Here is a 25722-nt window from a genome sequence, read left to right on the forward strand (position 1 = left end):
GGTATCCGCGGTCCGGCGACGGAGGCCGATCGCACCGGCGGCTCCGACGATATCGGCGATGTTTCCTGGGTCGTGCCGACCGTCACGTTGAACTATCCGGCCAACATCCCGGGCCTGCCCGGCCACAACTGGTCCAACGCCATCGCGATGGCGACACCCATCGCCCACAAGGGTGCCACCGCCGGCGCGAAGGCTATGGCGATGACGATGCTCGACTTCGTCCTGCGGCCGGCGCTGGTGGACTCCGCGTGGGGCTACTTCCGGAACGTGCAGACCAGGACGATCCACTACCAGCCGCTCATGCGCCCCGAGGACACTCCGGCGATCGAGCTGAACACCGCCACGATGGCCCGCTATCGGCCGCAGCTGCAGCGGTACTACTACGACCCGACGCGGTACCGCACCTACCTCGAGCAGCTCGGCATTCAGTACCCCACAGTTAGGCGCAGCGATGGCAGCTGTCCGAGCCCCACTCCGGCGCCACAGCCGTGAGATGGAAGGTCCGGCGCCCGCGCTTCGGTGCCGCGGCGGTGCTCGGCCTCGCGGCGATGGGCTGCAGCACGGCCGATCGGCGCCGGACGGAGGCGCTGGCCGCGGACAGCACGCCCACGGTGGTCTTCGAGACGACCATGGGCAGCATCGTGATGGAGCTGGACCGCCGGAGGGCTCCGATGACGGTCGGGCACATCCTCACCCACGTGCAGGCGGACTTCTACGACAGCCTGGTCTTCCACCGCGTCATCCCAAACTTCATCATCCAAGCCGGCCAGTTGCACGTGAGCGGCCAGACCCGCGGCTCCTCCTCGCAGCCGGTGCCTAACGAGGCGCGGAACGGACTGTTGAACTTGCGCGGCAGCGTGGCCATGGCGCGGGGGTGGCAGCCGCACCTGGGCGCCCGCGAGTTCTTCATCAACGTGAAGGACAACCCAGGACTGAACTACCGGGACAGCACGACCGACGGGTGGGGCTACGCGGTGTTCGGGCGAGTCGTGGAGGGGATGGACGTGGTGGACCGCATCGCGGCCGCGCCAACGCGGCCTAGCGGCGGCTATCCCAACCTGCCGGTGACGCCGGTCGTGATCACGCGGGCCTACGTCCGTCGTGGTCCCAGCGGCTGAACCCCCGCCGGTGCGTCCCGGGAATGCCGAAGGTGAACGGGATCCCTTCGTCCTCGAGGGCGCGCACGACGATCTCGCTGCCGCCGAGCTTCATCTCACGTTGCTCGGAGGAGCGCGGGCGCCTCGGCCCGGATCCCCTCGGCCACGCGGTCGGCGAGGGCCATGATCGTGACGTATGGACCGTGACTTCTCGACTCAACGCCCGACGCCCCGCCGAGGTCGCAACCTCGAGTGGGGCGTCACGTTAGGCGGGACAATCAGCCCGGGGTGAGTCCCTCGGCGCCTACTACCTGAGCTGCGGAACGATCCGCAGATACGGCCTGGGCGCCTTCCACCCCTGCGGGTAGGTCTTCTTCGCGTCGTCGTCCGATACCGAGCCCGCGATGATCACGTCATCACCCTGCTTCCAGTTGGCAGGCGTCGCGACCTTGTGCTTGGCGGTCATTGGAGACCGCGAGATCGGTGTCGCCGATCATCGGGTAGTTCGGCGCGTGCCCCTGGGTCTCCTTGATGTCGTTCGACCACTTGGTGTGGCTGGCGACGGGGTCGACGCTGAGCCCGATGACCTTCGGGTTTCGCCGGTCCTCGAGCAGGTTCCGCGCTACGCGTCGGCGCGAGGGCCGACGACGGGAGCGGGCAGGTCCGGCAGCATCGCCGGCGCGTCCGCGGGCACCCGCGCCGGCCTCCCGATCATGTATCCTTGCACCAGGTGAATGCCGAGCTTAGTGACCGCCTGCAGCTCTTCCGGCGTTTCAACACCCTCCACGATCATCGGCACACCGGCCTCGGCGCAGAATCCGGCCACGGCCCGGATCAGCTCCATCTTCACGCGGCTGCCGTGCGCGGCGCGCGTCAGCTCCATGTCGAGCTTGATGAAATCCGGCTCGATCTCCGTGATGATACGCAGCCCCGAATACGCCGAGCCGACATCGTCCAATGCGAATTTGAAGCCGGAGCGCTTGACCAGCTGCACGGCCTGGCGGAAGGTGGTGAAGTCGGCGATCGCGGCGTGCTCGGTGATCTCGAAGACCGTCCGGGCGACGTGGCGCGTGGATACCTTCGCGGGCAGCATGGGATCGAAAATGGAGAGCGGCTCCATGTTGATGAACAGCAGCTGGTCGCCCTGCATCTTGCGGAATCCGAGCAGCGCCCGTTCGCGGCAGAGACGGTCGAGCTTGAACACGAGTTCCGACTCGTAGGCCACCCGGAAGAGCACGTCGGGCGACGCGAACTCGCCCTCGGGGCCGCGGCTCAGGGCTTCGTACCCGATGATGGCGCGGGTCCGCACGTCCACGATCGGCTGGTACAGTGTCGTGATGCGCCGCCGGTTCAGAATCTCGCGCACGGCGCGGGCCCGGCGGCCCACCAGCTTCTCCCGTTCGGACGTCGCCTCGCTGAGCGCCTCGTCGATGGAGAGGTACAGCAGCCGCTCGAGCCGCACCGAGGGGTCCCTCTTCATCACCGCACAGCCGATGAAGTACTTGAAGCGGTAGACCAGCTCGGGAGCCAGCGCCTGGGCCACGTAGGCGTCGAGCTTCTCGACGACGCGGTTCTTGATGCGCACCAGGTCACGGTCGCCGAGGGTCTTTTTTTTCCGGGGCGGCGAGAGCATGAGGATGAAGACGTTGCCGTTGAGGGTCAGCGCCGCGATCGCGTCATCCTTGCGCAGCGACTCTTCCTTGATGGCCTTGAGGCAGGTGGCGAATCCGCGCACCACGTTGTCGAACGTCTCCCAGCCGTAGACCAGCTCGAGCTTGGAGAACTGCGCGATGCTGACCGCCAGGAGGCCCACGGCGTTGCGCGTCGCGAGGGCCTCCTCGATCTGGGGCGCGAGCAGCTGCAGGCCGGGCAGCCAGGTGACCGGGTCGAACAGCAGCTGGTCGATGCTGGTCGCGCCCGACGCCCGCAGGACATGCGTGAGGAGATTGCGGCGGACTTCGTGTTCTTCGGCCGTGACGGCCCTCCCGCGCTGGTCGACCTGCCGGTGGCCATAATGCCTCTGGTCCCCCGTACTGTCCAGAGGGCGGCCGGCTCCAGAACGCGCGACGCCCCGCCAGAGGTCGCAACCTCAAGCGGGGCGCCGAGTTTCCGAGTATGGGCCTGGGTAGAGTTGAACTACCGACCTCACGCTTATGGCGAGCTGCGTAGGGCAGCCCGGCCCTTGGTGGGGTCATCATCCTCCAGGTGCGGTGCTGGCGGCGGCTGCGGCACGCGCGTATCCTGCCCTCAGCCCATGGGCCTGTTCATTGTCACCGGCGGAGCCGGCTTTATCGGCAGCACCATCGTCCGGGCGCTCAACGACGCCGGGACGAGCGACATCGTCGTAGTGGACGATCTCACCCATGGCTCGAAACACGCAAACCTGGCCGACTGCCGGATCACCGACCTCCTCGACCGGCGGGAGTTCCTGGACCGGGTCGAGCGCTGCGCGTTCGACGCCACGGTCGAGGCCGTGCTGCACCAGGGGGCGTGCACCGACACGATGGAGCGGGACGAAGGCCTCATGATGGAGCACAACTTCCGCTCCTCGGAGGTGTTGCTGCGTTGGGTCGTCCCCGCCGGGATCCCCTTCGTCTACGCCTCGAGCGCCGCCGTGTACGGCGGGAGCACGGCGTTCGCCGAGGAGGAGCGGAACGAGCGCCCCCTGAACATCTATGGCCAATCCAAGCTCCGGTTCGACCAGCTGGTCCGCGGCGCGCTGCCCGAAGCCAGGGCCACGGTCGTCGGGCTGCGCTACTTCAACGTCTACGGGCCGCGCGAGGCTCACAAGGGACGCATGGCCTCGGTGGTGTTCCAGATGGCCCGGCAGCTACGGGAGACGGGCGAGGTCAGGCTGTTCGTGGGCACCGGCGGCTACGCCGACGGCGAGCAGCGGCGGGACTTCGTCTACGTCGAGGACATCGTGCGCGTGAACTTGTTTTTCGCCCGGGGACCGGTCCGCAAGGGGGTCGTCAACTGCGGGACGGGCAAGAGCCGCAGTTTCAACGACGTGGCGCGCGCGCTCATCGCTGCGCACGGCTCGGGTACCATCCAGTACACCGCGCTGCCCGACGGACTGGAGTCGCAATACCAGAGTTTCACCGAAGCGGATCTCGCCGGGCTGCGGCGGCTGGGCTACGAGGCGTCATGGCTCGATGTGGAGGAAGGCGTGCGGCGCTACTACGGGGCGCTGAGCGGCGCCGAGCCGGCGCGGGGGGCCGGGAGTTGAGGAATGGGCCCGGGTAGAGTTGAACTACCGACCTCACGCTTATCAGGCTGCCTAGCTGAGAGCTTCAAGTCCGGCAAGTTGCTGGAAAACCTAGACATTCCCCGCGATCTGCGCGGCGGCGAGGAGCGGCCTGCTCACGTTTTCGCGGGCGGCGCCGGCTTGCCCGGACGGGTGAAGTGCTGCTTCGGCACGACCGGCTGCGCGCGGACCCACAGGCGATGCTCGTAGTACGCGATGATGCGGGACCGAACCGAGTGCTGCGTGTCACCCGCGACGGCCTCGAAGGGCGCATAGCGCTGCTGGTCGTGCGACACGGCGAACCACCACCAGGTCCCCGCCGGCGCCGTCTGTCGTTCCTCGGCGGTGCAGGTGAATGTCCTGCCGCTGTGTTCGAACGCGAATGCTCCGATCACGGACTCACCTTTCGATGACGCGACAGACGGAAACAGTCCTTCGTGCCGTACGTCCCGCAACCTCTGACCAAAGAAAAACGGGCCACCGCACGAGCGAGGCCCTGGTCAGCGGGTGGCGTGCGCCGTGTGCGCAGCTACCCTTAGGAAGAGTAACCGGTCGAGGGCGCGATAGCGAGCCTCAAGTCCGGCAAAATGCCGGAAAACCTTGACACTCCACGCGATCTGCCCGGCGGATTCGCGGCCGAAAAAGGCAGGGACATGGTCTGAATCGACACCACCCTCGACACCAAGGGGGGCGCAGTCCACGTCAGAGGGAAACGATCCTCGTGCCGTGACCGCCGCGGCGGGCGCCGGTTGTCTCCGCGTTCCATTAGACGTAAGCTTGGCCCTGTTATACGCCGCGGCCTCAGGGGCCGCCTGCCTCCAGACGGTACACGGAGCCTGCGAATGACGAGAAGCTTTCCGGAGGGCCCGCTGGGATCCGTCGCCGCCAGCAGGCTCTTCCCCCGGGTGCTGATCGTGGATGACGATCGCCTCACCCTTGCCGTGATGCGCGACACCGCGAACGGGCTCGGGCTCCAGGTCGAAACCGCCGCCAGCCTGACCGACGCGCGCCACCAGCTGGCCAGCGCCTCGTTCGACCTGCTCCTCGTGGACGCGTACCTCCCCGACGGGATCGGCATGGACCTCGTCGCGGGGTCGGGCCTCGACACGCCGTGCATCGTGATCTCGAGCCGCGCCGACACGGAGGTCGGTGCGCGCGCCATCGAGGCGGGTGCGCTCGACTTCCTGGTCAAGCCCTTCGACGGGCACGAGCTCGGCATCCGCCTCGCGCTCGCGGCCGAGCGGCTGCGGGTGCGCGAGTTCGAGCTCGGCATGCGCGCGGAGCTCGAGGTGGCGGTGCAGGACCGCACCCGCAACCTGCACGACGCGCTGCGGCGGGTCGAGCAGCTCTACCGCGAGACGACGGACCTGCTGGCCTCGGCGCTCGAGGCGCGTGACGCCGCGACCCACCACCACTCGATGCGCGTCGCCACCTACTCGGTGCAGCTCGCCAAGGAGCTGGGCATCGGTGGCGAGTCGCTGCGCCAGATCGAGTGGGGCGCTCTCCTCCACGACGTCGGCAAGATCGCCGTCCCCGACCACGTGCTGCGCAAGACGGGCCCCCTGTCCCCGGAGGAGCGGGCCATCGTCAACCAGCACCCCGAAGTGGGCTACCGGATGGTGCGCAAGGTGGGGTTCCTGAACGAGGCCGCCGACATGGTGGTGGCCCACCAGGAGCGGCTGGACGGCTCCGGCTACCCCCGCGGCCTGAAGGGTGAAGCGATTCCGCTGAGCGCCCGGATCTTTGGCGTGGCCGACACGGTCGACGCCATCACGTCCGACCGGCCGTACCGCGCGGCGCAGTCGTTCGCCGTGGCGCGCACCGAGTTGCTCAAGGAGGCGGGCCGCACGCTCGACCCGAAGGTCGTCGAGGCCTACGCCAAGGTCCCCGACGAAGCGTGGGCGGAGGTCCGGTCGCGGGCGGAGTTCCGCGCCCGGCAGAGCGGTATCACAGGCGAGTTCCTGCGGGTCTGAACCCCTCGCGGTATAACAGTTGTCCGCCTCTCCTCGGACGGCAGCGGGCGCCCGACCTCGGGCAGGAGAAGCCGAGCGCGGCTAAGGTCAAATAAGCCATCCGCGTTCAAGCCCGAACCTAGTCCCACCCTCCCGATCAGTCGTGAGGCGACTCCGAGCCATGTCGCAGAATGTCGCAGAGCAAGTCTACAGGATGGGCCCGGGTAGAGTTGAACTACCGACCTCACGCTTATCAGGCTGTCTAGCTGAAGCCCTCAATTCCGGCAAGTTGCTGGAATGGCAACGTTCTCGGTCCCGAAAACCTTCGTGCCTTTGACGGACTGCTACGCCTCGCGCGTGGTGACGCCGCCGAAGCCGCGCAGCGGCTCACGTGGGAGTATTACGGGGGAGCCGTGGCGGGCGAGTACGCGCGGGCACTGCTGATCCTGGGCCGGCGGGACGCAGCGTTCGCGGTACTGGACTCGATGCTTCAGTTCGCTCATCGGGCCTACTACAACCCCTACGGGATCGCCGCGGTGTACGCGGCGCTTGGGGATGCCGACCACGCGTTCCAGTGGCTGGACCGCGCGTACGAGCAGCGCACCATCTGGCTGATAGATCTGGCCTTGTACGAGGAGTTCGAGCCGCTGCGCTCGGATCCGCGCTACGCGGCGTTGCTGCGTCGCATGAGGCTCACGCCGTGAGTCGAATGGTTAGAAGAACGGCCCGGCGTCTGAGTGGGTCCGGTGGGCCGCGCCGCCTAGCGGCTCGCCGATGAGCTGCGGGCGCCGAAGGCGACCGTACGCGCCGGTCGCCGTGGCGAACCCCTGAACCGAGTAGGCACCGGGCGTGCCCGCTGAACGGGCGTCGTCTGTCGTCGCAATGGGCCTGGGTAGAGTTGAACTACCGACCTCATACTTATCAGGGCACCAGCTCGCCGCTCGACGCCGACCCGGCGCTACAGTCGCCCCTTGACCGCGGTGTGCGTGAGTTGACGCCGCAGCAGGGCGCTACTGTGCTCGAAGGACCGCGAGCAGCACGCCGGCCAGGGCGATCATCGTGCCGGTCCAGAAGCCGAACATCCAGCGGACCAGGTCCGCCTTGATGCCTCCCTGCATGGCCTCCATTCGGCCGAGCAGGCGTGCCTCGAGGATGGTGAATCGCGCGTCCTGCTGGGCGAAGCGCCCGGCGAAGCGCCCATCGAGCTCGGCGAAGCGCTGCTCCAGCTTCGCGTCGAGAGCGTCGAGACGCCGGCCGAACTCCGTCCGGAGGCCGGCGCCCAACTCCGCCAGGCGCTGCTCCAGCTTCGCGTCGAATCGGGCGAAGTTGAGCTCGTTCAGCTCCCGCAGATCGGACCGATACGTGGCATCCACGCTATTGAACCACTCCACCAGCTCGGTGGCGACCTGCTCGCCGAGCTTCTCGTAGAACAGCAGCGACAGCTTCGCCGTCACCGGCATCGGCCCTCCAGGCCATTGGAGCCGGTGCCATAGTAAGCGTACGCTCGGCGGGGTGCATAGGCAAATTCACTGCGTCGTGGTGCGTTTTTCTGCGGTCCGAACGCGCGGCGGAGCGGCGGTTCGGTCATCAGGGAACAAGATCAGCGAACCGCGAGCCGGGCGCCAGCCGCCGCATGTTCGCGTCGAGCCGATGGCGCGATCCTCTTGCGGCAACCGGCATTCGCGGCGTACTAGACAGCCGGACCGTGCAGCTGACGGTCCGTCGCGGGCAGTACATTGTGGGGCGTGCAGGGACTTGGGACGGGCACGGTTGCCATCATTCGCGATAACCGACCTCGCTGGGAGAGCTTTGTGCCGCGCATCCGGAGCATCACCACCGTTCTGCTGTGTCTCGCTGCTGCCAACCCGTCCGCTGCCCAGGCGCCCGCGCGCCGCGCCGCGGCCCGCCCCGCGACGCTCGCCGAGGCGCAGCGCTTTCTTGACGCCGCGGAACGCGAACTGGCCGCGCGCTCGATCCCGCAGAACCAGGCCGCGTGGGTCGCGGCCAACTTCATCACCGACGACACCGAAGCGCTTTCGGCGTGGTTCCAGACCGACTACGCCAACGCCGTCCAGCGGCTCGCGACCGGCGCGGCGCGCTTCGACCAGGTCGCGATGCCTGACGAGCTGCGACGGCGCTTCCTGCTGCTCAAGCTGAGTCTCGCCGCGCCGCCGCCCGCCGATTCGGGGCTGGCGGCCGAGATGGTGCGGCTCCAGGTGGGCATGGAAGGCGACTACGGCCGGGGCAGCTACTGCCGGCCGAAGGCGGGCGGCGGCCAGGAGTGTCTCCAGATCTCGGCGATCGACTCCATCATGGCCGACAGCCGCGATCCCGCCGAGCTGCTCGACATCTGGCGCGGGTGGCACCGCGTGGGCGCGCCGATGCGGGACCGGTACGCACGCTTCGCCGCGCTGACCAACCAGGGCGCGCGCACGCTGGGCTTCCGCGACGCCGGCGCGATGTGGCGCTCGGGCTATGACATGCCGCCGGATGATTTCTCCCGCGAAATGGACCGGCTCTGGGAGCAGGTCCGCCCGCTCTACCTGTCGCTGCACGCCTACGTGCGGCGCCGTCTGCGCGAGCGCTACGGCGCGGCGGCGGTGCCGGCGAACGGGATGATCCCGGCGCACCTGTTGGGGAATCTCTGGGCGCAGGACTGGAGCAACGTGTATCCGCTGGTCGCGCCGGCGGGCGCGCCGGCATCGGTGGACCTGACGGCGCGGCTGCGCGCGCAGAACCTCGACGCGCCCGCGATCGTGCGTTACGGCGAGCGCTTCTTCAGCTCGCTCGGCTTCGACTCGCTGCCCGCGACCTTCTGGGAACGCTCGCTCCTCACGCGCCCGCGCGACCGCGAGGTGGTGTGCCACGCCAGCGCATGGGATATCGACAACCGCAACGACCTGCGCATCAAGCTGTGCATCACACCGACGGCCGAGAATTTCGTGACGGTCCATCACGAGCTGGGGCACAACTACTACCAGCGCGCGTACATGCACCAGCCGTACTTCTACCAGAGCGGCGCGAACGACGGGTTCCACGAGGCGATCGGCGACGCGATCGCGCTCTCGATCACGCCCGCGTACCTGCGGCAGGTGGGGCTGATCGACCAGCTGCCGAGCGAGGCGGCGGACACGATGCTCCTGTTGCGTCAGGCGCTCGACCAGGTCGCGTTCCTGCCGTGGGGATTGCTGGTGGATCGTTGGCGCTGGGCCGTTTTCGCGGGGGACGTGGCGCCGGCAGGCTACAACCAGCTGTGGTGGGATCTCCGCGGGCGGTACCAGGGCGTGAGCGCGCAGGATGCGCGGCCGGCGGACGCATTCGATCCGGGCGCGAAATATCATGTGCCAGGGAACACACCGTATGCGCGCTACTTCCTGGCAGACATCCTCCAGTTCCAGTTCTACCGATCACTGTGCCGGGCGGCGGGTCACACGGGGCCACTCTACCGCTGCTCGTTCTACGGCAGCCGCGAGGCGGGCCGGCGGCTGGACGCCGTGCTCCGACTGGGCGCGAGCCGGCCGTGGCCGGACGCGCTGGAGCAGCTCACGGGCTCGCGCCGCATGGATGCGGAGGCGATCCTGGAGTATTTCCAGCCGCTCCAGGTGTGGCTGGATCGGCAGAACGCGGGGCAGCCGGTCGGCTGGTAGCTGACGCCCCACCCGAGGTAGCAGCCTCAACCGGGGCGCAAGATGGCGGAAACCCTGGACAATCCGCGCGATCTGTCCGGCGGGCTTGGGGCCGAAAACGGCAGGAAAACGGCCTGAATCGACACCACAATCGACACCGTAGCCGTGCACGGCGAAGACCAGGTGACTAACCCGAACCTCACGTGGGGAGGGTGGACACGCCCGGTCGGGCGTGTCCACGGCTCCCCTCTCCCTAGCGGCCCTTCGTCACAAGCGCCATCGTACCGGCACCTCCATCAGTGAGCCCCGGAAGTGAAGCGGTCGTTCGTCGTGTTGGTCGGCTGTCTGCTCCTGGCACCGCGGGCGCTGTACGCCCAGTGCCCCGACGGGACGCCGCCGCCCTGTGGGCGCTCGGGGGCCGCGTTACGACCGCCGCCGCCAGAGCGCGAGCGCCGGCGCAGATTCCTGGTGCTCCCGTTCCGCAACCTCTCCCGCACCTCCGCGCACGACTGGCTCGTGGAGGCCTCGCCCACCATGCTCGCAGATGCGCTGGGCCAGTGGACCGAGGTCACCGTGGTGCCCGATGACCGACTCTACCCCGCGCTGCGCCGCCAGGGCCTGCGGCCGGGCGACGTGGCGGACCTCGCCCGGGTGCGCCGGGTGGCGGCCGAGACCGGGGGCTGGACGGCCGTGACCGGGGAGATCGTCGCGCAGGCCGGCCTCCTGCGCGTGAGCGCGCGGGCGTACGACGTCGTGTCCCAGCGGCCGGTCGCGCGGGCGAGCGGCGAGGTGCCGCTCACTGCCGACGTCCGCCCCGCGTACGACAGCATCGCCACCGTGCTGCTGCGCACGGCCGGACTCGACGCGGCGAGCGCCGACGTCGGCTCCGCGACGACGCGCTCGCTCGAGGCGTACCGGGCCTATTTGCGAGCCCTGGCCCACCTCAACCGCTCCGAGTACCGCCACGCCCGCGAGGCGTTCGCGGAGGCGGTCGGGATAGACAGCATCTTCGCGCAGGCTTACGCCAAGCTGGCCGAGGTGTCCCTCCTGGCGTTTTCGGTGCTGGAGCCTGGCAATCCCGCGTACGGTTATGCGGACCGGGCGGCGGCGCTCGCCGGCCGGCTCCCCACGCGGGCGGCCCGGCAGGTGCGCGCGCTCCACAGCATGGTGAACGGCGAGTTCACGCCGGCGCGGCGGGAGCTCGAGGCGCTGGTGGCCGAAGACTCGAACGACGTGGACGCGCTGGAAACGCTGGCGAGTCTCGAGTTCCTCGACCCCCTGCTGCTGGCTTCGCCGCAGCACGGCGAGCGGCGCCGCGGTTCGCTGAACGCGGCCGTGCGCCTGGCCAAGCGCGTGCTCGAGCTCGACCCGGCGCGACACGGCGTCTATCAGGGCCTGGTCGCGGTGTACCTGCTGGCCGGCGGCCAGGCGCCCGGCGCTGTCGCAGGCTACCGCCGCGACGTGGCGCGACCGGTGCGCAGCTCGGTACGGGCGTGGTGCAGCTGTGATTTCGAGATCCGGGGGGAGACGCCGCCGACCGGCGAGGCCGGCCCGGACCGGGCGTTCGCCCCCCTGCTCCGGGACTCGCTGGAGCTCGTGCCGCTGGAAGCCCTGCAAGCGTGGCCGGCCGAATCGCTCGCGGCGGCACGCGCCCGGGCGCGGTCGGCGGCACGGACCTGGGTGCGGCGGTGGCTCGCCGCCGGGCCGAGCGAGGCCGAAGCACACCGCGCCGCGGCGCGAGTGAACGAGCTTGACAACGACCTGGAGGCCGCGCTGCGGGAGCTCGGAGTCGTGGACTCCCTTGGCGCGGAAGGCGAGGCCGAGGCGGTCCCGGCCCGGCGGATGATCCTGTTGGGCAAGCTTGGGCGTCTCACCCAGGCCACCGGGATCGCCGACTCGCTGTGGCGCGCCAGGTACTTCGGCGGCGAGCTGTTCCTCGAGGTGCCGGCGATGACAGAGGCCTACGCTTGGGCCACGAACCTGTTCGCCGCCGCCGGTGACTTCGCGCGGGCCCGGGCGGCGCTTGCCGCGTTCAGCGCCCGGCTCGCGCTGCGCATGGAGCTCGCCGAGGCCTATGCTACGGCGGTCGCCGTGCTCGCGGGCACCGGGCTCGAGCCGGTCCCCGTGGTCGTCCTACCTGACGCCATCCGGGCCGCCGTGCGCGACGCGTTGCGCACGGAACTGGCGCGTTCGCCGGGCGATCCGCTGCTCGGGGCCTGGCTGCGCGCGCTGTCGCGAAAGCCCTAGCTCGAAGCCGCCTCAGCGCGCGGCTGGCGCCGTAGATCGCGAGGACGTGGGCGTTGACCGGCGTGGGCTACATCGCCGGACACCCGTCTTCGAACGCGTGACGCCCCACCAGAGGTCGTAACCTCAAGCGGGGCGCCGCCTGCCCGTCTGTGCGCCGGTGCGTCTGTGCGTCTGCCGACTGCCGAATGGGCCTGCGGGTAGAGTTGAACCACCGACCTCACGCTTATCAGACGTTACCACATCCCCACCAATTACGGCACCATGCCGGAAAACGTAGGCGGCGCCTAGAGGTTGCCCGGCGCTTCGCCTTTCCATGCCGGACCATGCCGCCACGAACGGACCCACTAACGGACACACCCCCAGTCGCCGCAGGAATGAATCTCGGGCCGTCCGCGGCACTGCAACACGAGCCTTGCGACGGGCCCATTGGTCCCGAGTGGTCAGCACAGTGGTTACTTGTCGGTAGGGACACCTCCTAGCGCCTCCGCCCCCGCCGCCGCATCTTCGCACCCGGCCCATGACCGACCTCGCCGAGCGACTGCGCGACGCCCTCTCCGACCGCTACGCGATCGAGCGCGAGGTCGGCCAGGGCGGCATGGCGACGGTCTTCCTCGCCCACGACCTCAAGCACGACCGGTCGGTTGCGCTGAAAGTCCTCCATCCCGAGCTCGCCGCCGCGCTGGGCCCGGAGCGGTTCCTGCGCGAGATCAGGGTCGCGGCGCGACTCAACCATCCCCATATCGTGCCGCTCCACGACTCGGGCCAGGCGGGTGAGCTCCTCTACTACGTGATGCCGTACGTGGACGGTGAGTCCCTGCGCCAGCGGCTCACCCGGGAGAAGCAGCTGCCCGTGGAGGAGGCGCTCGAGATCGCGCGCGACGTGGCGGCGGCGCTCGATTACGCGCACCGCCAGCAGGTCGTGCACCGGGACATCAAGCCCGAGAACGTCATGCTTCACGAGGGCGAGGCGCTCGTGACGGACTTCGGGATCGCCAAGGCCGTCAGCGCGGCGGGCGGCCCGAGCATCACGCAGACGGGCATGTCGGTCGGGACGCCCGCCTACATGAGCCCGGAGCAGGCCGCGGGTGAGGCCGACCCGGACGGCCGCAGCGACGTCTACAGCCTCGGCTGCGTGCTTTACGAGATGCTCGCCGGGGTCGCGCCGTTCAGCGGCCCCACGGCGCAGGCGATCATCACGCGGCGCTTCACCGAGCCGGTGCCGTCCGTTCGGGCCGCGCGCCCGACCGTACCCGAGTCGGTGGACCAAGCCGTGACGAAAGCGCTCGCCAAGGTGCCCGCGGACCGCTTCGCGACCGGGGCGCAGCTGGCGCAGGCGCTGGTCGTGCACACCGGAACGACCCCGCCCGGCACCTCGACCGCGCTGGCCACGCAGGCGGCCGGAGCCGGGAAGTCAATTGCGGTGCTGTCCTTCGTGAACATGAGCAACGATCCGGAGAACGAGTACTTCAGCGACGGGATCGCCGAAGAGATCATCAACGCTCTGAGCAAGGTCCAGGCCCTGCAGGTGGCGTCCCGTACCTCGTCCTTTGCGTTCAAGGGAAAGAACGAAGACATCGGTGAGATCGGCCGGAAGCTCAAGGTCGGCACGGTGCTGGAAGGGAGCGTCCGCAAGGCCGGAGTGAAGCTCCGGGTCACGGCCCAGCTCGTGAACGTGGCCGATGGCTATCACCTCTGGTCGGAACGCTATGACCGGCAGCTGGAGGACGTGTTCGCGATCCAGGACGAGATCGCGGAGAAGATCGTCAAGGCGTTGCGGGTGGTGTTGAGCGAACGGGAAAAGCGCGCCATCGAGAAGGCGCCGGCTGAGAACGTGGAGGCCTACGACTACTACCTGCGCGGGCGGCAGTTCTTTCACCAGTTCCGCCGGACCGGCATCCAGTTCGCACGGCGGATGTTCGAGCGCGCGATGGAGATCGACCCCGGCTACGTGCGAGCCTACGCCGGCGCCGCCGACTGCTGCTCGTTCCTCTATATGTACTGGGACGGCAGCCGGGCGAACCTGGACGGCGCCGATGCGTACAGCAGGAAGGCCCTCGAACTCGGCCCCGAGCTCGCTGAGGCCCACGCCTCGCGAGGCCTGGCGGTTTCGCTGAGCAAGCGCTACGAGGAGGCGGAGCGGGAGTTAGAGACGGCGATTCGTCTGGATCCCAGGTTGTTCGAGGCCCACTACTTCTACGGACGGGCCAGCTTCCAGCAGAGCAAGTACGCCGAGGCGGTGCAGCACTACGAGGAAGCATCCCGCGTGCGCCCGGAGGACTATCAGACGGTACTGCTCGTGGTTACTCCGCTGCGAACGCTCGGCCGCGCGGCGGACGCCGAGGCAACTCTGCTCCGCGGCGTGCAGCTGGCCGAGCGGCATCTCGAGCTCAACCCCGACGACGCCAGGGCTCTCTACCTGGGCGCCGGCGGGCTCGTGCAGCTGGGGGAGCGGCAGAAGGCGCTCGAGTGGGCCGGGCGGGCGCTGGCCCTGGACCCGGAGGACTCTGGGGTGCTGTACAACCTCGCCTGCGTGTACGCCCTGGGGGGCCAGACCGACGACGCGTTTCACTGCCTCGAGAAGTCGATCCAGAACGGCTTCGGACACCGGGCGTGGATCGAGAACGATTCCGACTTGGACTCGATCCGCGGCGATCCCCGGTTCGCGCTGCTCCTCCAGAAGCTCTGAGGCATCCCCGCTCCGGACGCGGATAATCCGCGCGACTTACCCGGCGGGCTTGGGGCCGAATACGGCGGGAAAGCGGTCTGAATCGACACCACAATCGACCATGAAACGAGGCGCGGCCGGTCGGCCCTAACGCGCCCCGGCTCGTACCAGCGCCCGCACCGTCGCCCGCGCTCGGGACCGCGGTTTCGGCCGAACGACGATTTGTACGTCCTGACCGAGCGAGTTGAGAAAGCGGTAGAGCCGTTCCATGGAGAAGCCCGCGAGCCTTCCCCGATGCAGGTTTGAAACGTCCGGTTGGGTAATGCCGAGAACACCCGCCGCCACCGCCTGGGTCAACCCCCGCGCTGCGATCAAGTGCCGAATGGTGCGCGCCAACTCCGCCTTGGCGAGCAGTTCGTCGGCGTTCGGCCGCCCAAGATCTGCGAAGATGTTGTCGCCGGCCTTGTAAACGGCCTGGGCTATGGCGTTAGTTCAGCTTAGCTGTTAAGTTGAACTATGCAATAATCAGTAGTTCAGCTTACCGCGCAATCTGAAACTAAGCAGGTCTTTAGTTCAGCTTACGTACGAAGCTGAACTATGGGTAGCTAGTATTCCAAGATACGCCGGGTCCCAACAACTGAACGAGAGTCCACCGATGCCAGGAAGACTCACGCAACGAACGTGGCATTACAACCCGGAGATCTATGCGCCAGCAAAGTACCAGCGGGCGTGCGGATACGACGCGTTCGTACCCGACAAGCTCATGGATATGCCGCTCAATCTGGACGCAACCGTCGCAGGAATCGTGTCGGAGGCGGAGCTGGCGATCCGCACCCTAAACGAGAGTGCCGGGCCACCGCTCGCACCCCTCGCGCGCCTGCTCCTGCGAACCGAATCGATTGCATCATCAAAGGTCGAGGGCATGCAGCTGGGGGTTCGCGAACTCGCACGAGCTGAGGCGCGAGTAGAATCGGGACAAAACGCTAGCGCCACAGCGATGGAAGTTCTCGCGAATATCGATGCGATGGTCCTGGCGGTCGATAAAGCGGCACTCGCCGAGAGATTCGACGTTTCACAAATCACGGCCATCCACCAGCGACTGCTGGCGCAAGCTGAGAACCAACGCATCGCAGGACAAATCCGAACCCGACAAAACTGGATTGGCGGCAACGATCACAACCCGTGCCGCGCAGACTTTGTCCCGCCACCACCCGAAGATGTGGACGAGCTGCTGTCCGATTTGTGCGAGGCGATCAACGACGACCGGCTCCCGCCAATCGTGCAGGCAGCAATGGTGCACGCTCAATTCGAAACCATACATCCGTTCGACGACGGCAATGGACGCACGGGGCGCGCACTCATCCACGTCGTTCTACGTCGCAGAGGAGTCGCACCTCGCTACGTGCCTCCGATCAGCGTCGCGCTCGCCGCCGCGAAGACGCGCTACATCGAGGGGCTCACCAATTTCCGGGGGAATGAAGTCGGAAAGTGGATCGAGCACTTCGCTGATGCATCGGCTCGAGTGGCGCATCTGGCCAAGGCGTACCTGAAGGCCATAGAGGCATTGACGACCCAATGGCGAGAGCAACTCTCCGCCTCGCCCACCGCACCCAGAGCCGACGCCGCCGCTTGGGCGCTCATAAATGTGTTACCAGCGCACCCGATGATCACCGCGCCCGTCGCCACGGCAGCCACGGGGCGCGCGAAGGCAGCGGTATATGAAGCCATCGAGCAGCTGAAGAGCGCTGGAGTGCTGATTCCGCTGTCGGAAATGCGGCGCAATCAATCGTGGGAAGCGGCGGGGTTACTCGATTTGATTGCCGGAATGGAGAGCGGTCAACCTCCGGCCAATGTTTCGGCGGCGCGAGATTCGGCAACTCCATGAGGCAATTGGCCGACCCGACGCTACAGTCGCCCCTTGATCGCTGGGTGCGTGAGTTGACGCCGCAGCAGGCGCTACTGTGCTCGAAGGACCGCGAACAGCACGCCGGCCAGGGATTTCCGTTATGTGCGGGGACGAACGGTGGCGGGCCTTGGCCGCGCCGGGTAACGGCAAAACGCGCCACCAACGTATGCCTTCGCTGGCGCGTGCGAAAGGAGCGGTGTGGCGGTGTCCAGAGTGACCGGGTCGAACAGCAGCTGGTCGATGCTGGTCGCGCCCGACGCCCGCAGGACATGCTGCGACGGAAGATTGGAGGCGGAAACACGGTGGTGTGTCATCGGGATTCTGGGGCACACTCCACGGCGCATCATCGTTGGCCCGTAGCCCGGGTTCCCCACATCCTTTCTTCACGGTCCCTTCAGGATCCGGATGCGACCTTTGAGGCCTTCGCAAAGGAGACGCCCATGTCGGATCAGACGCTGGACCGCCGCGGGTTCCTGAAGGTCGGCGGCGCGGTCGCCACCGGGATCCTGGTGCGCGGCATCGTGCCGGGCGAGGCCCAGGCCCTCCCCGCCCTGCCTTTCAACCCCGTCACCGACGGCGCGATGCCGACGCGCAACCTCGGCCGCACGGGCTACCGCCCCGGCATCTTTTCGCTGGGCGGCCAGGCAGCCATCGAGCAGCCGAACCACGAGGAGGTGGCCGTGCCGATCGTCGAGCGCGCCCTGGACCTCGGGGTCAACTACATCGACACCGCGGCGGCCTACGGCGGTCAGCAGCGCTGGAGCCAGCGCTACATCGGGCAGGTCATGGCGCGGCGGCGCGGCGAAGTGTTCCTCGCCAGCAAGACGGGCGACCGCACCCGCGACGGCTCGCTGCGGCTGCTGGAGGAATCGCTGCGACTGCTGAACACCGACCACCTCGACTTGTGGCAGCTTCACAACCTCAGCCGCATGGAGCAGGTGGACCAGATCTTCGGGGCGGGCGGCGCCATCGAGGCGCTCAGCCAGGCGCGCGACCAGCACCTCGTGCGGTTCCTCGGCGTGACGGGCCACGCCGATCCGGCGGTGCTGATGGAGATGGTGCGGCGCTTCCCGTTCGACACGATCCTGATGGCGCTCAACGCCGCCGACCAGCACCACCTGAGCTTCGCCGAGCTGCTGCTGCCGATGGCAGTGGAGCGCCAGATGGGGATCATCGCGATGAAGATCCCAGCGCGCTCCCGCCTGTTGTCGAGCTACACGCCGCCGGCCAACGCGACGCCCGCAACCGGGACCCGGCCGGGCACGCTGAACATGCGCGAGGCGATGTACTACACGCTGTCCTTCCCGGTCAGCACCGTGATCATCGGCTGCGACACGGTGGCGCAGGTGGAGGAGAACGTGCGGCTGGCCTCGGAGTTCACGCCGTTGAGCGAGGCGCAGCTCGCGGCCCTCACCGAGAAGACAGCCCCTATCGCGCGGCAGGGGCTGTTCTTCAGGACCTGGGCCTAGCACTGGCCTAGCACCGTTTGGAGGCGCTGGATTCCCTGGAAGCTGCCACACGTTGCTCCCGCCTGGTGGGCGAGGGGTCGAGTGAGCCTGCCCGCGGCTAACCGCTCGCAAGCCCTGGTGACGGGCGCCACCTTGGCGGTCGCGCGGCCCCGCGTGTGCCTCTCGATCTTGCTTCTGCTCGCCGCCGCGCCCGCCGCGGCCATGGCCCAGGAGGACGCGTCCGACTGGCGCTGGCACATCAACGCCACTATCGGCTCCGTGGGCTTCACCGACGCGACTTGGAACGCCATCGGCTACGCGATGGACAGCGGGTGGGGCCTGCCGCCGTGTGGCTTCGGTGGCTTCGGCGGTTGCCCCGGCCCGAGCGGCTGGCGGCGCGGCTCCCGTCGCGCCCTGTCCGCGACCGCGCGCCTCGGCCTGGGGTCGGTCTTCCAGCTTCGCGCGCTCGCCGCGTGGGCTCGGCACGGATACCTGCCGATCCAGAACGACTCGACTAAGGGCGAGGTCCGTCCGTCCGCCGTCACGCTCGGAGTGCAAGGCGTCGTCGTGGCCGGCCCGTTCTGGTTTGGTATCGGGCCGACGCTGAACCTTGGCAGGGTCACGGTCATCTCCGACCGGGACCGGAACACGCGCACCGGGATCAGCGCCGGCCTCGCCCTCGGCGCCGGGCTCACATTCCCGCGCAGCGATCCGTTCTTTCTTGAGTTTGCCGTCGAGCACCGGGACGCAGGATCCGTGGGCGTGGGCCCCACGTCTGTCGCCGGGACATCTCAGCCCATACCCGCGATGACGGTGCCGCTCTCGCATACGGTCCTGTCGTTTGGCGTGGGCTGGCGGCTGGCCTGGTGACGTGACCGGCCGCCCGGTCCCGCAACCGCCCGCTGATGCCCACCGATCTGTTGAATGGGCGTGGGTAGAGTTGAACTACCGACCTCACGCTTTGACCCCTCCGAGTACGCCCAAGAAGTACCACAGTCAAGCCACAAATCACCCTACCGTATCGCTACGTGCCTCTGGAAGGCAAGTTCTGCATCTATAATACGACATCACGCGCAGGCGACACGAGTGGAGCGTGCTTCAATGGCCACCAGGCTACGGCACCAACCCAAAACCGCCATCACGGCCGGCAGCTTCTTTCCGCTCGGCGCGACCGTCCAGCCGGAGGGCGTAAACTTCGCCATCTACTCGCGCGACGCGAGCGACGTCCACCTGTTGTTGTTCGACCGGCCGGACGGACCGCCGACCGATGTGATCCAGATCGCCAACCGCACCAAGTTCGTGTGGCACACGTTCGTGGCCGGCGTGAAGCCGGGCCAGCTATACGGTTACAAGGTCCTGGGTGACTTCGATCCGTCAGCCGGCAAGCGCTTCAACGGCGCCAAGCTCCTCATCGATCCGTACGCCAAGGCACTGAGCCACAAGGCGTCGAACCGCGACAACCTTCTGCTGGCCTACGATTCCACGTCTGCCGATCGCGATCTGTCACTCGATACCCGCGACAACAGCCACCTCGTTCCCAAGGCGATCGTGGTGGACGACGCCTTCGACTGGCGCGGTGACGTGTCCCCGGCGATCCCGTTCGAGCGCCTCATCATCTACGAAGTGCACGCCAGGGGTTTCACGGCCCATCCGTCGTCACGCGTGAAGCGCCCGGGCACCTACCTCGGGTTCGCCGAGAAGATCCCGTACCTGAAGAGCCTGGGCGTCACCGCCGTGGAGCTGCTGCCGGTCCACGAGTGCCATGTCGAGGATTTCCTTCGCGGCAAGGGCCTCACCAACTACTGGGGCTACAACACGCTGGGCTTCTTTGCGCCCGAGAGCGCTTACAGCACCGGCAAGAAGCCTGGATGCCAGGTGGCCGAGTTCAAGACGATGGTCCGCAAGCTCCACCAGGCCGGCATCGAGGTCATTCTGGACGTGGTCTACAACCACACCGCCGAGGGGAACGAGCTCGGACCCACCTTGTCGCTCAGAGGGGTGGACAACCGGACGTACTACTGCCTCACGGGCGGGCCAAGTGACCCGGGACGCTACTACGCCAACTACACGGGTTGCGGGAACAGCCTGAACCTCACGAACCCCGCGGTGATCCGCCTGGTCCTGGACTCGCTGCGCTACTGGGCGGAGACGATGCACGTGGACGGCTTCCGCTTCGACCTCGCCTCGGTGCTCGGGCGTGACCCAAGCGGGTTCGACGGCTCGGCCGCCTTCTTCCACGCCGTGGCCCAGGACCCCGCGCTGCAACGCGTCAAGCTCATCGCCGAGCCCTGGGACCTCGGCACCTATCAGGTCGGCAACTTCCCGGTGGATTGGTCGGAGTGGAATGGACGCTTTCGCGATGCGGCTCGACGGTTCGTCAAAGGTGACGGCGGTTGGGTGCGCGATATGGGCGCACGACTCACCGGTTCGGCCGACCTTTACGGTGACGACGGTCGGTCGGCTTACAACAGCGTCAACTTCGTCACGTGCCACGATGGGTTCACGCTGTGGGATCTGGTCTCGTACGACCACAAGCACAACGAAGCCAATCTCGAGGACAACCGCGACGGAAGTGACGACACCACCTCCTGGAACTGTGGCGCCGAGGGCGAGACCGACGACCCGGGCATCAACCGGCTAAGGCAGCAGCTGGCCAAGAACCACCTGTGCGTCCTGTTGTTCTCCGCCGGCACGCCGATGCTCCTCGGAGGAGACGAGTTCCTGCGTACCCAGCGCGGCAACAACAACGCGTATTGCCAGGACACCGAGCTGAGCCACTTCGACTGGGACCGCGTCGGCGCCAACCGGGGGATGGTGGAGTTCGTGCGCAAGGCGATCGCCCTGACGCGGCGGTGCACTATCCTGCAGCGGCGCAGGTTCCTCCTCGGGCGCGACCTGGACAGCGATACCGTCAGCGACATCACGTGGTATGGCGCGGACCTGGGCCGGCCCGCCTGGGACGATCCGGAGTTGAGGACGTTGTGCTACCAGCTCGACGGCAGCGAGGAGCCCTCGGACCTCGGCGACTACCGCCTGTTCCTGATCCTCAACTCTGACCACCGGGTGCGGAGCGTGAAGCTCCCGCCGTTGCCGGAGCCGCAATGCTGGCGGCGCATCCTCGACACCAGCCTGGAACCGGGCGAGGAGTGGTGCGACCCCGGCCGAGAGGTCGCGATCAAGCCCGAGGATCAGTACCTGGCGAACCCGCGGAGCGTAGTGGTGCTGATCGGACACTGACGCGCGCCGCGGACCCAAGTCGCCGGTCAGCGCGCTACGCCGGGCGCGGGCCAGTCTCACTCGGAAGCCGCAGCCTCCCCTCTTCCGGCTCCCGAAACGCGTCGCACCCTGTAAGAACTTCCGTAATTCGCGGCAAGACTCTGAAATCGAGCTCGCTCGCAAACCGCTGCGCTCGATCAAGCATAGCCACGAGCGCCTTGGGCCGGCCCTGTCGCGACAGCGCCCGGAGCGCCTGCAAGTAGTCGTCCCGATAGACCGTTGGCACGATGATCCGCGTCTCTCGCGCGGCCGCCAGCTCAGCGTTCATGAACACTCGGGCAAGGCGGCCGTTCCCGTCGTCGAACGGATGCACTTCGGCAATGAGGAACATCGCGAACGCCGCCACGGCAAACGGATCACTGAGCGCGCGCATCACCTCAAATCCCCGCTGAAGAGTTCCCGGTACCAGCTCGGGGACCACAAACACGGTCTCGCCCGCGCGATTGACCTCGGTCTTGAATTGCCCGGGCCGAACCTCGGGCCTCTCGCTCAGCATTCGAGCGTGATGCGCCTGCAGCAGGGCTACGAAGGCGTCCGAGTCCATTGCCGCGAAGCTCTTGGCGAGCGAAGAGCGGTCGATCAGCAGTCTGAAGGTGCCGAGAACGTCGTGCGCATCCTGGGGGCGGGTTGCGGGGATCCTGCCATCAAAGACGATCTGCATCGCTTCGCCAAGCTCGAACTCGGTGCCTTCGATGTAGTTTGAGAAATAGGCGTCAAAGAAGGCCGAGTGCCGCCACGCATCCTCGTCGGTGTTGCGGTCTGGTCTACTCAGGGTTGGTCGTGCGCGCAGCTCCGCGAGCAGCGCCTCAAACAGGGGGAGTCGGGCCGAGTCGTACGGACGCCCGGCGAGACGCGCCAAGGCCGCGGGAGATGTGACGGAGGCCCGGCGCGTTCCGAGCAGGGTGCCGATGATGTCGCTGATCCGATCGTAGGCGCGCTCAGCGCGGAGCATCGGCGCGAGCTCGCGGGCGTTGTCTCGGAGGGTGTTGAGGGCCGTCTCACCGCCGATCTGGAGGTGACGCTCCAGCCACTCTTGCAGCTTCTGATCCGATATTCCGCGAGTCAGACCACTCCGTCGGGGTGAAGCAGAGACCGATTCCAGGAGGGCGCGCTCGCGTGACGCCAGGTAGAGTCCGCCCACAAAGGGCGCGTCACCCTTGAGGCGGCCCGGACCCCGGGCAACGTGCACCCGGTGGCCCGGAAGACGAATCGTCCGTGCGTAGGCTCCTGTCAGGTAGACGTGACCATCTGCGCTGGGAATCCCGTCGAGCGCCGTGCGAAAGCCGACGGTCGCTTGGGGCAGCATCTGGCCCAACAGCACCCACAGGTTTCGGCGCACGATCGCCGCCGGCGTGTCCGTCGTGTTGGTCGTGTAAAGGCGCGGCCCGATCTTCTTGAGTCGGCCGCGGGCGACTTCGCGAGCGACCACTCTGGTTAGCTCGCTGTTGCTGAGCACAACCTCCGGTAGTGAGCGCCGTGGCGCGGTTCGAACTGTCTTTTTTTTCGTTTTGTTCGGTGGCATTCTTGGGTTTCTCTAAACTTTCGGCTTGAACCTGTGAGAGTAATTGTAAAGTTATCCCAGGCCATTGGGTCTTTTTTATCAACTTGATGTCCACGTAATGGACTAATTGTCAATTTATATACGCTGCCATGGCATTTTTGTCAACTCTCTAGCTATGGGGCTCAGAAAGGAGGCACGACGCCCCGCCCGAGGGAGGTCCTCGAACGGGGCGTTGTCTTTCCTGCGCGTCGGTGCGTCTGCGCGTCTAACGCGCCCCGGCTCGCACCAGCGTCCGCACCGTCGCCCGCGCTCGGGACCGCGGTTTTGGCTGCACCACGATTCGTACGTCCTGACCGAGCGAGTTGAGAAAGCGGTAGAGCCGCTCCATGGAGAAGCCCGCAAGCCGCCCCCGATGCAGGTTTGAGACGTCCGGTTGGGAGATGCCGAGAACACCCGCCGCTATCGCCTGGGTCAACCCCCGCGCTGCGATCAAGTGCCGAATGGCGCGCGCCAACTCCGCCTTGGCGAGCAGCTCGTCGGCGTTCGGCCGCCCAAGATCTGCGAAGATGTTGTCGCCGGCCTGGTAGACGGCCTGCTCCTCGTCCCCGCTCCCCGTGCTCCGACGGGTCTTCCGCAGCGCCTCACGCATGGCGATCCTCCTGGTGCTCCAACGTGGCGTAGTGCCGTTCGGCGATGTGATAGCGACGCCGCACGAGATCAAGGTCGCGCTTGGGCGTCGCAATCCCATGCCTGGACTTCTTCTGAAAGACGTGGAGCACGTAGACCGCATGGCGGAAGTTCACCGTGTACACGGACCGATACGTGTCTCCGTCGTGGCCTTCGACGATCTCCAGAACACCGGCTCCTCCGAAGCCCTTGAGGGGTTTCGCGCTGCCGGGAGTGTCCCCGTACTGCACATCGAGCAGCAGCGTACCGAACGTGTCTTGGACTGGCCCCGGCAGTCCCTTCAGATCTTTCCAGCTCGACGCGATGAAGTACAGTGGCTTCCGGGTCGGCGGCGGCATGGTGCAGTATAGCAGATATACTATAGGCGGTCAATCCCCGAGCAGGCACCGACAGCGCATCAGCAAGCCAAAGGCCCCGCTCCTCGGCCCTTGTCTTGTCGCTACTTGGCGTCTGTGACGTCTTCGTACTTGCAGTAGTGGGCCTGGGTAGAGTTGAACTACCGACCTCACGCTTATCAGTCTACCAACGTTAGGGCCCCAAGTCCGGCAACTTGCGGGAAAACCGAGACATCCTGCGCGATCTGCCCCGTCGGGCGAGGGCTGAAAACGGCAGAAAGCCAGTCCGAATCGACACCACAAGCCACACCACGATACATTGGGCACCCGGCGCGGCGATCCGCACGCCGCGACGCCGGCCGCGACGGCCGAAACCTGGGCCCGCGGGCTCCGTCGTACTGGCAGCCTTCCGCGCGCGGTGGTAGGATAGCCCGATGCCGGACGCCCTCTCGAGCGAATTCGTCGCCCTCCAGCAGGCCGTGGTGGGACGCTACTCGCTGGAGGGCGAGCTGGGCCGCGGCGGGATGGGCATCGTGTTCCTGGCCCGCGACGTCGCGCTCGACCGGCTGGTCGCGATCAAGCTGCTGCCGCCGGCGCAGGCCGCCCAGGCGGGGCTCAAGGACCGCTTCCTGCGCGAGGCCCGCACTTCGGCCAAGCTCTCGCATCCCAACATCGTCCCGATCCACGTCGTCGAGGAGGCCGCCGGGCTCGTCTTCTTCGTGATGGCGTTCGTCGAGGGCGAGACCCTCGGCCAGCGGCTGCGGACCAAGGGACCGCTGAGTCCAGCGGCCGGCGCGCGCGTACTCCAGGAAGTGGCCTGGGCGCTCGCCTACGCACACCTGCGCGGGATCGTCCACCGCGACGTCAAGCCCGACAACATCCTGATCGAGCAGGGCACCGGCCGGGCGATGGTGAGCGACTTCGGGATCGCGCGCGCCGGCGAAACGAGCGGCGGCACGGCGGTCGGCGAGATCATCGGCACCGCGCAGTACATGAGCCCCGAACAGGCGAGCGGCGAGCGGGTTGACGGGCGCAGCGACATCTACTCGCTCGGCATCGTGGGCTTCTACGCGCTCTCGGGGAAACTGCCGTTCGACTCGCCGGAAGTCCCGGCGCTGCTCGCGATGCAGATCACGATGCCCGCACCGCCGCTCTCGACGGTCGCGCCGGGCGTGCCGGCGAAAGCGGCGCAGGCGATCGATAAGTGCCTGGTCAAGAACCCGGACGACCGGTGGCCCACGGGCGAGGCGTTCGCCGACGCGCTGGTCCAGTCGACCGACGTGGTGCGGGGAATTCCGGCTCCGATCCGGGTGTGGCTCACGCGCGGCCAGGCCGCGCGTCCTTTGCTGTATCTCTGGTCGGTGGCGCTCGCCGAGGGGGCGGGCATCATCCTGGCCAATGGCGGGAGCCCGGCGATCCCCCTGGGCCTGCTCGGCGTCACCTGGGGCGTGTTCCTGCTCAACCGGATCTACCGCACGCAGCAGGTGCTGGCGGTCGGTTACACCGTGGACGACATCCGCGTGGCACTTCAGCAGTACATCGAGCACCGCAAGGAAGAGCTGGCCTTCCAGTACGACTACGACCGCGAGCCGCCCTGGTGGGCGAAGGCGATCCGCTGGACCACGATCGGAGCGATCGGCGTGAGCATTACGGCCCTGGTGTCGGCGTTCGCGATCTCGAACGCCGCGAGCCTGGCCCGGGTGGGATGGCTCTTCCTGGGCTCGACGGTCGTCGG

Annotated in this window: 21 protein-coding genes; 13 read left to right on the plus strand and 8 right to left on the minus strand. The window is 67.5% G+C overall.

Translation table 11 applies throughout. From position 1 onward, the window contains the following. Together Q8Q85_11060 and Q8Q85_11065 are read left to right on the plus strand one after the other, a co-directional pair. A partial coding sequence (locus Q8Q85_11060) for an amidohydrolase (protein MDP3774792.1) occupies positions 1-492 on the plus strand: 492 nt, incomplete at its 5' end. Continuing rightward, complete coding sequence (locus Q8Q85_11065) at positions 489-1118, plus strand: peptidylprolyl isomerase (protein ID MDP3774793.1); 630 nt, start codon at positions 489-491, stop codon at positions 1116-1118. The genes Q8Q85_11060 and Q8Q85_11065, both read left to right, overlap by 4 nt. Here Q8Q85_11065 and Q8Q85_11070 read toward each other — a convergent pair. The 3 genes from Q8Q85_11070 to Q8Q85_11080 form a co-directional block, all read right to left on the minus strand. Further along, positions 1081-1212 (minus strand): hypothetical protein, encoded by a 132-nt coding sequence (locus Q8Q85_11070; GenBank protein ID MDP3774794.1) that lies wholly within the window; start codon positions 1210-1212, stop codon positions 1081-1083. The two genes, Q8Q85_11065 and Q8Q85_11070, sit on opposite strands and share 38 nt — an antisense overlap. 192 nt (positions 1213-1404) lie before the next feature. Next, entirely contained in the window at positions 1405-1563 is a 159-nt protein-coding gene (locus Q8Q85_11075; protein MDP3774795.1) for a hypothetical protein, read from the minus strand. A 156-nt stretch (positions 1564-1719) separates the two neighbouring features. Next, positions 1720-2910 (minus strand): EAL domain-containing protein, encoded by a 1191-nt coding sequence (locus Q8Q85_11080; GenBank protein ID MDP3774796.1) that lies wholly within the window; start codon positions 2908-2910, stop codon positions 1720-1722. A gap of 441 nt (positions 2911-3351) precedes the next feature. Between Q8Q85_11080 and rfaD the strand changes: the two genes are divergently transcribed. Next, positions 3352-4326, plus strand: coding sequence for an ADP-glyceromanno-heptose 6-epimerase (gene rfaD / locus Q8Q85_11085; protein MDP3774797.1), 975 nt, complete (start codon positions 3352-3354; stop codon positions 4324-4326). Positions 4327-4460: 134 nt separating this feature from the next. Here the strand turns inward: rfaD and Q8Q85_11090 are convergent, their stop codons facing one another. Beyond that, positions 4461-4739, minus strand: a complete 279-nt coding sequence (locus Q8Q85_11090) for a hypothetical protein (protein MDP3774798.1) — start codon at positions 4737-4739, stop codon at positions 4461-4463. A 447-nt stretch (positions 4740-5186) separates the two neighbouring features. Here Q8Q85_11090 and Q8Q85_11095 point away from each other — a divergent pair, with 447 nt between their 5' ends. After that, the gene (locus tag Q8Q85_11095; GenBank protein MDP3774799.1) at positions 5187-6317 is read left to right on the plus strand and encodes an HD domain-containing phosphohydrolase; all 1131 of its coding nucleotides are present in this window, start codon (positions 5187-5189) and stop codon (positions 6315-6317) included. 392 nt (positions 6318-6709) lie between these two features. Beyond that, complete coding sequence (locus tag Q8Q85_11100; protein MDP3774800.1) at positions 6710-7000, plus strand: hypothetical protein; 291 nt, start codon at positions 6710-6712, stop codon at positions 6998-7000. 306 nt (positions 7001-7306) lie between these two features. On the opposite strand, the gene Q8Q85_11105 is transcribed toward Q8Q85_11100, so the two are convergent. Beyond that, on the minus strand, positions 7307-7756 hold the full coding sequence (locus Q8Q85_11105) for a hypothetical protein (protein ID MDP3774801.1): 450 nt from the start codon (positions 7754-7756) through the stop codon (positions 7307-7309). 351 nt (positions 7757-8107) lie between these two features. Here Q8Q85_11105 and Q8Q85_11110 point away from each other — a divergent pair, with 351 nt between their 5' ends. The 7 genes from Q8Q85_11110 (at position 8108) to glgX (ending at position 21425) form a co-directional block, all read left to right on the plus strand. Further along, positions 8108-9943 carry a M2 family metallopeptidase gene (locus Q8Q85_11110; protein ID MDP3774802.1) on the plus strand — a complete coding sequence of 612 codons (1836 nt, stop codon included), beginning with the start codon at positions 8108-8110 and terminating at the stop codon, positions 9941-9943. A gap of 291 nt (positions 9944-10234) precedes the next feature. After that, positions 10235-12169, plus strand: a complete 1935-nt coding sequence (locus tag Q8Q85_11115) for a hypothetical protein (GenBank protein MDP3774803.1) — start codon at positions 10235-10237, stop codon at positions 12167-12169. A 517-nt stretch (positions 12170-12686) separates the two neighbouring features. Beyond that, the gene (locus Q8Q85_11120) at positions 12687-14855 is read left to right on the plus strand and encodes a protein kinase (protein ID MDP3774804.1); all 2169 of its coding nucleotides are present in this window, start codon (positions 12687-12689) and stop codon (positions 14853-14855) included. 634 nt (positions 14856-15489) lie between these two features. Beyond that, positions 15490-16719, plus strand: a complete 1230-nt coding sequence (locus Q8Q85_11125) for a Fic family protein (protein ID MDP3774805.1) — start codon at positions 15490-15492, stop codon at positions 16717-16719. A 461-nt stretch (positions 16720-17180) separates the two neighbouring features. Beyond that, positions 17181-18209, plus strand: coding sequence for an aldo/keto reductase (locus Q8Q85_11130; protein ID MDP3774806.1), 1029 nt, complete (start codon positions 17181-17183; stop codon positions 18207-18209). Positions 18210-18290: 81 nt separating this feature from the next. Next, positions 18291-19058, plus strand: a complete 768-nt coding sequence (locus Q8Q85_11135) for a hypothetical protein (GenBank protein MDP3774807.1) — start codon at positions 18291-18293, stop codon at positions 19056-19058. A gap of 231 nt (positions 19059-19289) precedes the next feature. Then, positions 19290-21425, plus strand: a complete 2136-nt coding sequence (gene glgX, locus Q8Q85_11140) for a glycogen debranching protein GlgX (GenBank protein ID MDP3774808.1) — start codon at positions 19290-19292, stop codon at positions 21423-21425. Between the two features lie 34 nt (positions 21426-21459). On the opposite strand, the gene Q8Q85_11145 is transcribed toward glgX, so the two are convergent. From Q8Q85_11145 to Q8Q85_11155, 3 genes are all read right to left on the minus strand, one after another. Continuing rightward, positions 21460-22986 (minus strand): Fic family protein, encoded by a 1527-nt coding sequence (locus Q8Q85_11145; GenBank protein ID MDP3774809.1) that lies wholly within the window; start codon positions 22984-22986, stop codon positions 21460-21462. Positions 22987-23230: 244 nt separating this feature from the next. Then, the gene (locus tag Q8Q85_11150) at positions 23231-23614 is read right to left on the minus strand and encodes a helix-turn-helix transcriptional regulator (protein ID MDP3774810.1); all 384 of its coding nucleotides are present in this window, start codon (positions 23612-23614) and stop codon (positions 23231-23233) included. Next, positions 23607-23990 (minus strand): type II toxin-antitoxin system RelE/ParE family toxin, encoded by a 384-nt coding sequence (locus tag Q8Q85_11155; protein MDP3774811.1) that lies wholly within the window; start codon positions 23988-23990, stop codon positions 23607-23609. The genes Q8Q85_11150 and Q8Q85_11155 overlap by 8 nt, the downstream gene beginning before the upstream one ends. A gap of 431 nt (positions 23991-24421) precedes the next feature. Between Q8Q85_11155 and Q8Q85_11160 the strand changes: the two genes are divergently transcribed. Then, on the plus strand, positions 24422-25722 hold a 1301-nt coding region (locus Q8Q85_11160), incomplete at its 3' end, for a serine/threonine-protein kinase (GenBank protein ID MDP3774812.1).

It is taken from the genome of Gemmatimonadales bacterium (genome assembly GCA_030697825.1).
Classification (GTDB): Bacteria; Gemmatimonadota; Gemmatimonadetes; order Gemmatimonadales; family JACORV01; genus JACORV01.

Excerpts from the sequence above, each read along its gene's own strand:
- Q8Q85_11070 (MDP3774794.1), bottom strand. The coding sequence starts at position 1,212 with ATGAAGCTCGGCGGCAGCGAGATCGTCGTGCGCGCCCTCGAGGACGAA.
- Q8Q85_11075 (MDP3774795.1), bottom strand. The coding sequence starts at position 1,563 with ATGACCGCCAAGCACAAGGTCGCGACGCCTGCCAACTGGAAGCAGGGT.
- rfaD (MDP3774797.1), top strand. The coding sequence starts at position 3,352 with ATGGGCCTGTTCATTGTCACCGGCGGAGCCGGCTTTATCGGCAGCACC.
- Q8Q85_11095 (MDP3774799.1), top strand. The coding sequence starts at position 5,187 with ATGACGAGAAGCTTTCCGGAGGGCCCGCTGGGATCCGTCGCCGCCAGC.
- Q8Q85_11105 (MDP3774801.1), bottom strand. The coding sequence starts at position 7,756 with ATGCCGGTGACGGCGAAGCTGTCGCTGCTGTTCTACGAGAAGCTCGGC.
- Q8Q85_11120 (MDP3774804.1), top strand. The coding sequence starts at position 12,687 with ATGACCGACCTCGCCGAGCGACTGCGCGACGCCCTCTCCGACCGCTAC.
- Q8Q85_11125 (MDP3774805.1), top strand. The coding sequence starts at position 15,490 with ATGCCAGGAAGACTCACGCAACGAACGTGGCATTACAACCCGGAGATC.
- Q8Q85_11130 (MDP3774806.1), top strand. The coding sequence starts at position 17,181 with ATGTCGGATCAGACGCTGGACCGCCGCGGGTTCCTGAAGGTCGGCGGC.
- glgX (MDP3774808.1), top strand. The coding sequence starts at position 19,290 with ATGGCCACCAGGCTACGGCACCAACCCAAAACCGCCATCACGGCCGGC.
- Q8Q85_11145 (MDP3774809.1), bottom strand. The coding sequence starts at position 22,986 with ATGCCACCGAACAAAACGAAAAAAAAGACAGTTCGAACCGCGCCACGG.
- Q8Q85_11150 (MDP3774810.1), bottom strand. The coding sequence starts at position 23,614 with ATGCGTGAGGCGCTGCGGAAGACCCGTCGGAGCACGGGGAGCGGGGAC.
- Q8Q85_11155 (MDP3774811.1), bottom strand. The coding sequence starts at position 23,990 with ATGCCGCCGCCGACCCGGAAGCCACTGTACTTCATCGCGTCGAGCTGG.